Origin of the sequence: Roseiarcus sp., assembly GCF_052145395.1 — a bacterium.
Classification (GTDB): domain Bacteria; phylum Pseudomonadota; class Alphaproteobacteria; order Rhizobiales; family Beijerinckiaceae; genus Roseiarcus.
This window is the reverse complement of the sequence record NZ_JBKQOT010000475.1, coordinates 1-10,210: the sequence shown is the minus strand read 5'-3', so window position 1 is coordinate 10,210 and position 10,210 is coordinate 1. Positions and strand designations below refer to the sequence as shown.

General features: G+C 66.6%; 8 protein-coding genes and 1 CRISPR repeat array. All 8 genes read left to right on the top strand.

Features of this window, described 5'->3' with window-relative positions:
• Positions 1-208: 208 nt before the first annotated feature.
• A complete protein-coding gene (gene cas3 / locus ACLP25_RS16240; protein WP_442470220.1) occupies positions 209-2,905 on the top strand; it encodes a CRISPR-associated helicase Cas3' in 2,697 nt (898 codons plus the stop codon).
• Positions 2,906-2,971: 66 nt separating this feature from the next.
• A complete protein-coding gene (casA, locus tag ACLP25_RS16235) occupies positions 2,972-4,609 on the top strand; it encodes a type I-E CRISPR-associated protein Cse1/CasA (protein ID WP_442470219.1) in 1,638 nt (545 codons plus the stop codon).
• Entirely contained in the window at positions 4,599-5,204 is a 606-nt protein-coding gene (gene casB, locus ACLP25_RS16230) for a type I-E CRISPR-associated protein Cse2/CasB (protein ID WP_442470218.1), read from the top strand. The genes casA and casB overlap by 11 nt, the downstream gene beginning before the upstream one ends.
• Positions 5,201-6,286 (top strand): type I-E CRISPR-associated protein Cas7/Cse4/CasC, encoded by a 1,086-nt coding sequence (gene cas7e, locus ACLP25_RS16225; protein ID WP_442470217.1) that lies wholly within the window; start codon positions 5,201-5,203, stop codon positions 6,284-6,286. The genes casB and cas7e overlap by 4 nt, the downstream gene beginning before the upstream one ends.
• The gene (gene cas5e / locus ACLP25_RS16220; protein WP_442470216.1) at positions 6,283-7,032 is read left to right on the top strand and encodes a type I-E CRISPR-associated protein Cas5/CasD; all 750 of its coding nucleotides are present in this window, start codon (positions 6,283-6,285) and stop codon (positions 7,030-7,032) included. The genes cas7e and cas5e overlap by 4 nt, the downstream gene beginning before the upstream one ends.
• Positions 7,029-7,751, top strand: coding sequence for a type I-E CRISPR-associated protein Cas6/Cse3/CasE (cas6e, locus tag ACLP25_RS16215; protein ID WP_442470215.1), 723 nt, complete (start codon positions 7,029-7,031; stop codon positions 7,749-7,751). The genes cas5e and cas6e overlap by 4 nt, the downstream gene beginning before the upstream one ends.
• The gene (gene cas1e / locus ACLP25_RS16210; protein ID WP_442470214.1) at positions 7,748-8,692 is read left to right on the top strand and encodes a type I-E CRISPR-associated endonuclease Cas1e; all 945 of its coding nucleotides are present in this window, start codon (positions 7,748-7,750) and stop codon (positions 8,690-8,692) included. The genes cas6e and cas1e overlap by 4 nt, the downstream gene beginning before the upstream one ends.
• Positions 8,689-8,976 carry a type I-E CRISPR-associated endoribonuclease Cas2e gene (gene cas2e / locus ACLP25_RS16205; protein WP_442470213.1) on the top strand — a complete coding sequence of 96 codons (288 nt, stop codon included), beginning with the start codon at positions 8,689-8,691 and terminating at the stop codon, positions 8,974-8,976. Before cas1e ends, cas2e begins: the two co-directional genes overlap by 4 nt.
• A 69-nt stretch (positions 8,977-9,045) precedes the next feature.
• A CRISPR array of direct repeats spans positions 9,046-10,050; the repeat unit is 29 nt; unit sequence GCGTTCCCCGCATGCGCGGGGATGAGCCG.
• Positions 10,051-10,210 lie beyond the last annotated feature (160 nt).

Genomic DNA, 10,210 nt, shown 5'->3' with positions numbered 1-10,210 from the left:
ATCCGGTCGCGAGTTAGGTGCGAACCCGCACACCCCCTCAACCCACGATCCACCGCCACAGAACCAACCACCACGGCCTCCGCGCGTTCGCCTCGGCCGCGCGCTCGCCCTCCAGCCTCGCGACCTGCTCTTGGAGCGCGTGGACCCCGACACTGATGTTGCGCCCAGAAGATCGTCGTCACCAACGTAATTCCACAATCGCTCCGCTATGAACGTGAACCTGACATTCTGGGCAAAGACGGCATCCTCTAAGCGGACGCTCAACTCGCAAGATAGAAGCTCCCCGACCTACAAGCCCGTGCTGCACCATCTCCTCGATGTCGGAGCCGTCGCGCTGCGGTTCCTCATCGAAAATCCTGCCCGGTTGCGTCGGGAGGCGGCGCTTCTCGGCCTAGAACCCGAAGGATATGCGCGGCTGATGGCGTTTTTCGCCGGGCTGCATGATCTCGGCAAGCTCTCACGTCCGTTTCAGTGGAAAGTCCCAGAATTGTGGCCGGATGTCCTAGGGCCGCGACCTGAGAAGCCTCCTGCTGGTCCCAATCATTGGAGAATGACGGCATGGCGCTTGCGGCGCCCGCCGATCGAGAGCCGCTTCCGTGCCTGCCTCCCACGTCTCGCCAAGGGCTACGAATGGCCCATCGTCGCGGCGATTGCCGGCCATCATGGCGCGCCGCCGCCCCCAGACGATCCGTCTTGGACGCCTGACGATCCTATCTGCGCTTCTGCCGCCGAAGAAGCGTTTGAACTTATGGAGGAATTACTGCGGCCAGCGCCGGCGGAAGATTTGGACGAAGACGGCGTCTGCCTCCTGTCCTGGCGCCTGTCGGGTTTGACGACCCTTGCCGACTGGGTCGGATCGGACGCAGAGTTTTTCCCGCTTGCGCCGCTCGACATCCCGCTCTCGGACTACTGGCGCAATGCACTGAAAGCAGCCGAGCAGGCGCTCGCGGCGAAGGGTCTCCTGCCGGCGAGGCCGGCGGCCGCCGTCAGATTAGCCGACTTCGCGCCGCAGGCTGCGGCCTTCCCGCGCCCGATGCAGGCGATTGCCGGATCGCTCGCGCTCTCCGCGGGGCCGCAACTGCTCCTGATCGAGGACGCCACGGGTTCCGGCAAGACTGAGGCCGCCATTCTTTTGGCCGCGCGCCTGATGGTCGCCGGCCATGGCGAGGGAATCTTCTTCGCGTTGCCGACGATGGCGACGGCGAACGCGATGCACGACCGGCTGCGAGCTGTCGTCGACGCCATCTTCGAACAAGAGGGAACCGAAGGTCGGCGCCCCTCGCTCGTTCTAGCGCATGCGAAAGCGGATCTGTCCCGCGAGCTTTCCCGTCTGGCGGCGGCGCCGCTGGCGGACGGAGAACCCTCGGCGGCGGTGGACTGCAACGCCTGGATCTCCGACGACCGGCGGCGGGCGTTCTTCGCCGATGTCGGCGCGGGGACGATCGACCAGGCGTTTCTCGCCGTGCTGCCAAAGAAGCACTTGACCCTGCGCCAGTATGCGCTGGCCGGCCGCATTCTCATCATCGATGAAGCGCATTGCTTCGATTTTTACATGAAGGAAGAGCTTAACGCACTCCTTCGCCTGCACGCGATGAATGGTGGATCGGCGATCGTGCTTTCGGCGACTCTGTCGCTCGAAGCGCGCCGGGAAATTGCGGAGGCGTTTCTGATCGGACTCGGTCTTCAAAAGCGCAGGGCGAAGCGCGACGCGGGCTCGCTCGGCTCGCTCAGCTATCCCTTGCTGACACAGGTCGATGCTACAGGCGGGCGGGAAACGTCTGTCGCACTGGCTCAGGGGCTCGCACGGACGGTCAATGTCGAGCGCCTCCCCGACCGCTCCGCCGCGCACGAGGCGGCCTGCGCCGCGGCCGACGTCGGTGCGGCCGTGCTCGTGATCTCCAATGCGGTCGACGAAGCGATCGCGGCGTTCGACCGGCTCGCAACTGTGCGACCAGAGGGAACCGTGCATCTTTTTCATGCGCGCTTCGCGCAATGCGACCGGCTCGCCATCGAAAACGATGTTCTCGGGCGCTTCGGGCGCGCGGCGAGGCCCAAGGATCGCGCCGGACATATCCTGGTCGCGACGCAGGTGGTCGAGCAATCGCTCGATCTCGACTTCGATCTCGTCATCTCGGACCTCGCGCCGATCGACCTGATCATCCAGCGCGCGGGGAGGCTTTGGCGCCATATGGATCAGCGCCCGCAAGCCGTGCGGCCGACGCCCGAGCCGATGCTGATGGTCGTGTCGCCGGATCCTGGAGCCGTCGACAAGACGGACTGGCTTGGCTCGTGTCTCGGCAAGGCGGCGGCGGTCTATCAAAATGCCGGGATCCTGTGGCGCTCGGCGCGCACGCTTTTCGCTCAGGGGCGCATTCGCACGCCCGACGATCTCCGTCCGATGATCGAGGCGGTCTATGGCGCGGACGGCGCACCCGTTCCTCGGGCGCTCGGCGCGGCCGAACAGAAGGGCGTAGGCAAGGAAGGCGCGGCGCGGGCGCTCGGCACGATGAACGTGATATCCTTGCCGGAAGGCTATGGAGCGCTGCCTTCGGATCTTCGAGCCGACGAAGACATTGGAACACGGCTCGGCGAGCCGACGATTACGTTGCGGCTTGCGCGCCGCGTCGATGGCAGGCTCGTCCCGTGGGATCGGACGCCAGGCGCATCCTCGTCTGTTGCGTGGGCGCTGTCCGAGGTGAAGGCGCGGCGCAAGTTCTGGGGCGACGCACTCCCGCTTGCCGAGGACGAGGCCTTGTGTGAGGCGGCGCGCAGAGACTGGCCGGAGTGGGATAAAGCGATCGAGATCGTTGAAGTTGCAGATGACGGTTGCTTGCGCGTTCGCAATGCCGATATGGTCTACGATCCGAAATTTGGCCTAAGAAAATTGTTAATTTCGCAACTGTAGTACTAGTTTGCCCGCCTCTGACAGAGGTCCGATGCTGTTTGCGTTTCGAGGCGCGCTTTTTGGTCCATGTTTAATCTGCTGGCCGATCCCTTCTTCCCCGTCGTCACCCGAAGAGGCGCGCGGCGGTGGCTCTCCTTCGCCGAGCTGGCCGATGACGGCGACGACCCTCCCGTGGATTTCGACTGGCCGCGCGCCGACTTCAATATCGCCGCGTACGAACTGGCAGTCGGCGTCGCGACGCTGGCGCTGAGGCCCACGGGCGCGTCGGATTGGCTGCGGCTGTGGGCCTCAGCGCCGGACCCTAACGCCTTGCGCGAACGCGTGACTCCGTTCCTTCCCGCCTTCGAACTGGATGGCGAGGGGCCGCGCTTCCTGCAGGAATTCGGCGGGCTCGTCGGCGATCCGGCGCCTATTGAGGGGCTGCTGATCGATACGCCCGGCGCCAATGGTCAGAAGAAGAACGCCGACCTCCTGACCCACCGCGGCCGCTACCCGGCGCTTGGCCTGTCGGCCGCAGCGATGGCGCTCTACGCCTTACAACAATTCGCGCCGGCCGGCGGCGCCGGCAACCGCGTATCAATGCGTGGCGGCGGCCCGATGACGACGCTGGTCGTTCCGGGTGCGCCGCCAGGCGAGCGGTCTGCGCTCTGGCGCGTCCTCATCGCCAATCTCGTCGTGGACGAAGACACCGATTTTGACCTCGACGACCTGCCGAAGATCCTGCCTTGGCTCGCACCGACGCTGACCTCCGACGGGGAGCGGGTCGTCCACGAGCGCGACGGCGATGTTCATCCGCTGCAATGGTTCTTCGGCATGCCGCGACGCATCGTCCTGCAAGTCGGCAGCCGCGGGGCATGTTCGATGACCGGCATCGAAGGGCCGCTGGTCCAGGGCTTCGTGCAGAAGCCTTGGGGCGTGAACTACGGCAAGTGGGGGCATCCGCTCACGCCCTATCGGCGTCAGAGGGAGGCGGATCCGCGCTATAGCGTGAAGCCGAAATCGGCCCGCTTTGGCTACCGCGACTGGGTTTCCGTCGTCGTGGCGACGAAAGAGGGCATGATCGCCGAGCCGGCGAAAGCCGTGAGCGCCGCCCGCCGGGATGGACGCCGGCAACAGTTGCGCGGTGCGACCGCGGCCGATGCTTCATTGCGCGCGGCCGGATGGGCGATGAACAACATGGAGGCCGTCGCCTATCTTCTGGCTGAGCAGCCGCTGCATCTGGCTGAATCCGGCACGGCGCAGGACGATCTGGACAAAGCGGCGATCGCCTTCGCCCGCGCCGCTGACGAGGCAGCGAGCCTGCTGGTCGCCGCCTTGCGCAGGGCCCTGTTCAGCGAAGGAGCTAAGCCTGCGACCGACCGAACGTTCTTCGACGAGGCGCGGGCCGGCTTCTACGAGGCGACCGAGGACCCTTTTCACGACACGCTCGACGCCATGCTCACAGATGGGGCGCGGACTGGGGAGTCTTCGAGGCGTGCGTGGCTCGCAACCCTTTCGACCGCCGCCGAAGCAACCTTCGCGAGATGCGCGCCGGTCCCGATCGACGATCCGAAGCAGGCGGCCCGGATCGTCTCCGCCTTCAAACAGCTTCGCCTTTCCCTCCTGGGTTACGGCGCGGACGGAAAGAAACTGTTCGACCCGCTTGGCCTCGCGCCGCCCGAATCCGCGAAGACCGCAAAGAAAGGAACCGGACGTGGCCGTTGAGACCGACAAGCCCATTGAGGCCTTCGACGCCGTTCTGGGCTGGCAGCGCTGGCTGCAACTCGATGCCGGGGACAGCCGGGCCGCCAGGGCCCGGCTGCGGCGCGCCGCCAGCGCGTTCGACGCTCTGCTCCTCGCCGAGACGCATGCGCTTATCAAGGCCGTGCGCGCCACAGGCGACAAGCGCTTGCCCAGGGACGCCGACGAAAGACTTGCCGTCCTCGCCATGACGCTCGCGCACGTCGATACATCGTCGCCGACGCCGTTCGCCGCCGCGCTCGGTCTTGGCCCTGACGGACGCCCGCCCAATCCGCGAGCGGGCGAACGTCCGCGCCTGTCGCCCGCCCGGTTCGGCGCGCTCATGCGCGCGGTTCACGACCGCGACTGGGACCGTTTCGCCCGCGCTTCGCGTCGCGCCGTCGCGATCCTCGGCGATTCGGCCTTCAATGTGCCCCGCTTCGTTCGCGACGTGCTTTGGATGAACGACCGCACTTTGCAGCACTGGACCTATCAGTACTGGCAGACCGATGCGCCTCCCGAGCTGGCGGAGGGGCCAGCCCCCAATCCATCGTCCAACGAAACGGAATCCGTCCCATGAGCGACTTCCTGCAACTGCACGTTCTCACCGCCTACCCGCCGTCCAATCCCAATCGCGACGATCTCGGGCGCCCGAAGACAGCGACGATCGGCGGATCCACACGGCAGCGTATTTCGAGCCAGGCGATCAAGCGGGCGATTCGCACCTCTGAGCCGTTCGCGACTGCGCTCAACGGTCATCAGGGCCAGCGCACCCAACGGCTCGGCGACGAAATCTTCGAGCATCTGAAGGCGAACGGCGTTTCGGAGGATAAGGCGCGCGCCGCGGCCCGCGATGTGGCCGCGGCCTTCGGCAAGCTGGACGACAAGAAGAGCAAGGACGAACCTGATCCGCTGCGCATTCGCCAGCTCGCATTCGTCTCGCCAGACGAGCGCCGCCTTGCCACCGAGCTTGCCGAGAAGGTGGCGGCCGGGGAAAAGCTTCCCAAGGACAAGGATCTCGCCAAAGCAGTGCTGCAGACCGCTGACGGAGCTGTCGACATCGCCATGTTCGGCCGCATGCTCGCCGACAATCCCGACTTCAACCGCGACGCAGCGGTCCAGGTGGCGCACGCCTTCACCACCAACGCGGTCGACATCGAGGACGACTATTACACTGCCGTCGACGACCTCAAAACGCGCGAAGAGGACGCCGGGGCCGGCTTCGTCGGCGAAACCGGATTTGGCGCCGGCGTCTATTACATCTATGTCTGTGTCGATCGCGGATTGCTCGTGAAAAACCTCGGCGGCGACGCCGCGCTCGCCGCGCGCGGCCTCGAAGCGCTTGTGCGCGCGCTAGCGACCGCCTCGCCCTCGGGCAAGCGCAATTCCTTCGCCAATCATGTGCGGCCCGAGTTCATCCTCGCCGAAAAGGGGACTGCGCAGCCGCGCAGCCTTGCGAGCGCGTTCACTCGGCCAGTCGACGGGGAAGATCAGATCGGCGAGTCGATCGCGCGCCTGAGGCGCAAGAGAGAGGCCTTCGCCGCCGCCTACGGCAAGGACTGGACGGACGAAAAGGTCCTGCACGTCGGCCAGGAGGGAACGGCGACGCTGGACAAGCTTGCCGCCTTCGCCTCCGATGGGCTCGAAGGCGCCGGCGCATGACCGGCTGGCTGGTTATCGTCCTCGCCGCGCCGCTTGCGAGCTTCGGCGAGGATCCCGGCAATGCTCGCCGCGGCACGGCCGACAGGCCGACGCGCTCGGCGCTGATCGGGCTCGCCGGCGCGGCGCTCGGCGTGGAGCGCGCCGACAGCGCGGGCCAGAAGGCCCTCGCTCGCGCGTTTCTGACGGCGACTCGCACCCTGCGGCCTGGCCAGCCGCTGACGGACTTCCACACCTTCCAATCGCTGCCCGCGGGCAAAGGGCCTGCGGCGACGCGGGCGCATGCGCTTGCGTTCAGCGGCGATCTCGAAACCTCGATCACCCGGCGCGATTATCGCGCCGATGGCCTGTGGCAGGCGGCCTATTGCGTAACGCTGGATGCGACGGTTTCGCTGGAGGCCTTGCGCGACGCCCTCCTCCGCCCGCGCTTCATGCTCTGGGCGGGACGCAAGTCCTGCCCGCTCGCGCATCCGCTCGCGCCGCTCCTCATCGGGTCTGACGACATCGAGTCCGCGTTTGCCGAGCACGCGCGTTTCGTCGACGCGAATGACGGGGCCGCGCTTCTCGGCGGCGGGCGGAGCGCGCTCGCCGTCGACGACCGTCTGGGCCCGCTCGCGGGCAACCGCCCGGCGCGGCTGCATCGGCGCAACGACGATCCGGGCGACCGCATGCGCTGGCATTTTTCGAGCCGCGCCGAGCGCGTCTACGCGATGGCGCCGGTCGACCCGGATGAGGGAAAAGGGCGATGAAGGAGGCGCACTTTTCGCGAATGACGCTCAAACGCGACGCCGCCGTCGTCGCGCCTCTGATTGGCGCGCTCGCCCCCACCGACGATGGTCAAGCGATGGCCATGACGCACCGGCTGATGTGGACTGTCATGCCCAAGGCGTTCCAGGACCAGCGGCGGAGCGGCGAAAGCCCGTTCCTGTGGCGCGCGGCGGAGCGGGACAAGTATTACCTGCTGGGTCCTCGGCCGGTCGACGACTCCCCGTTTTTTCGGATCGAAACCAAGCCGTATCGGCCCGACCTCGCCCCCGGCGACCGCCTCGCGTTCGATCTGCGGGTCAACGCGACAACGAACCGCAAGACCGGTGTCGGCGCCGACGGCCGCGCCGACCGGCAGCGGGTCGACGTGGCGATCGATCGCCTGCACGCCGAAGAAGCGGAAGGCGCAACGCCTGCGTCGCGCGCGGCGCGGCGCGAACTGGCCGCCCGGACAGCGGCCGAAGGATGGCTGAGGGCGCGCCAGACGCGCGACGGCTATCGGCTGGAAGCGCTGAAGCTTGCTGGTTACCACGTCGAGACCTTGCCTCGCCGCGCCCGGAGCGCCGCCCACATTGGCGTCTTCGATCTGCAAGGTCTCCTCGTCGTCGAGGATCCTTCGGCATTCCTCGAGCGGATTCTGGCTGGCTTCGGCCGCGCCAAGGCGTTCGGCTGCGGTCTGATGCTTCTGCGCCGCGCGCCGTGACTCCCACCCTCCCCGGCGCGCCGCCGCCCTCGCCGATCCCGCTCAAAGAGCGCGCCTCGATCGTCTTCGTCGAGAAGGGACAGCTCGACGTCATCGACGGCGCCTTCGTGCTGGTCGACGCGGCGGGTGTGCGGACGGTCATCCCGGTCGGGGGCCTTGCGGCGATCATGCTGGAGCCGGGCACGCGCACGAGCCACGCCGCCGTGGCGCTCGCCGCCTCCGCCGGCACGCTCTTGATCTGGATCGGCGAGGCGGGCGTGCGGCTTTACGCCGCCGGGCAGCCCGGCGGAGCACGCTCCGACCGGCTCCTGTGGCAATGCCGTCTCGCACTCGATCCCGACGCGCGCCTACAAATCGTGCGTAAGATGTTCCAGATCCGGTTCGGCGACAGCGGCCCCGAGCGCCGCTCGGTTGACCAGTTGCGGGGGATCGAGGGCGTGCGGGTGCGCGAAATCTATCGCGGCCTTGCGCGCCAGTTCGGCGTCGAATGGCGCCGCCGCGATTACGACCCAAGGGATTTCGACGCTTCAGACATTCCGAACCGGTGTCTCTCGGCGGCAACCTCCTGCCTCTACGGCGTGACGGAGGCCGCCGTGCTCGCGGCCGGCTATGCCCCGGCGATCGGGTTCCTGCATACGGGCAAGCCGCTGTCGTTCGTCTACGATATCGCCGATCTTTTCAAATTCGACACGGTCGTGCCGGAAGCGTTTCGCGTCGCCAGCCAGCACGCCAAGGGCAAGCTGGATAAGCCGCCGGAAATGGCAACCCGCCACGCCTGCCGTGACTCGTTTCGCCGCGCCAACATTCTCGGGCGGCTCATTCCGGCGATCGAGGACGTTCTGCTCGCCGGCGGCTTACAGCTTCCTGAGCCGCCGCCGGACGCGGTCGGCCCCGCCTTTCCCGACCCCGCCCAGACGGGGGATCCGGGGACTCCTTCGTGATCGCCGTGATCGTCAACAACGCGCCGCCCCGGCTTCGCGGACGGCTCGCGGTCTGGCTCCTGGAGGTTCGCGCTGGAGTGTATCTCGGAAGCTATTCCGCCCGCACCCGCGAAATGCTCATCGAACAGGTGGAAAAACTGATCGGGGACGGCGATGCTGTGATCGCGTGGGACGCGCCCAACGACGCCGGCTTCACCTTCGAGACGTTCGGCGCGAGCCGCCGGATGCCTGTCGATTTCGACGGCTTCCGCCTTGTCGCTTTTCGCCCTCCGAGCGACGCCTGACACGCTGTAAAGGTCGGTGCGGCGACACGCTGTTTGAAATCGTAGAGAATCCAATAATATGCAGCAAGAGCGTTCCCCGCATGCGCGGGGATGAGCCGGAATGGGTCGCCGACCAGAGACGGCTCTATTTGCGTTCCCCGCATGCGCGGGGATGAGCCGGGAACAGAAGGAATCAATTTCGATCATAATTAGCGTTCCCCGCATGCGCGGGGATGAGCCGCCGCCCTTGGTCACCAAGGCATCGGTAGAGACGCGTTCCCCGCATGCGCGGGGATGAGCCGCAGGCGGGCCTCGAGGCGCTCGCCTCGATTATGCGTTCCCCGCATGCGCGGGGATGAGCCGAATTTTGGCTTTAGGGAGATCCCCCCATGTTCGCGTTCCCCGCATGCGCGGGGATGAGCCGAACTATGAGGATGGCGGCGTGATCTCCAAGGCGCGTTCCCCGCATGCGCGGGGATGAGCCCGGGGTGTGTTCTTTTACCCCTATCAGCCCGACGCGTTCCCCGCATGCGCGGGGATGAGCCTGGCCGACGCCCGCAATGGAACGTGTTTGGTCAGCGTTCCCCGCATGCGCGGGGATGAGCCGGACTAGTCTTGGATCATAGAGTAACCCAGACGGCGTTCCCCGCATGCGCGGGGATGAGCCGTGGTCGCCCCAGTTCCCGCCAATCCCGTTCAAGCGTTCCCCGCATGCGCGGGGATGAGCCGTCGAACCATCTTGACCCAAATAGTATAAGTAAGCGTTCCCCGCATGCGCGGGGATGAGCCGATTCCGGAATATGTGGTTGCGCGTCCATGATAGCGTTCCCCGCATGCGCGGGGATGAGCCGGCGTGATGATTCGGAACTGTGGTTCTCATGGAGCGTTCCCCGCATGCGCGGGGATGAGCCGTCTGATGGGATTGTGAACTTGCTGCCCGAATTGCGTTCCCCGCATGCGCGGGGATGAGCCGGAGCGGTTGGTGGGGAAACTCTTATTCAACAAGCGTTCCCCGCATGCGCGGGGATGAGCCGGGCGCAATCACGACGGACGGCGCGGGCAACAAGCGTTCCCCGCATGCGCGGGGATGAGCCGCCGGGCCACGAAAATAGCCTCAGCGTGGATGTGGGGTCATGCGGGCTCGGCCTTTTGTTCGAGGGTGACCTTGTAGCCGAGGCGCTCGAGACGTCGTTTGAGGTTGGCGACGGTTCGGGTCTGGCTGATCTGGTCGAGATAGGCTTCGCCGAGATCGCGA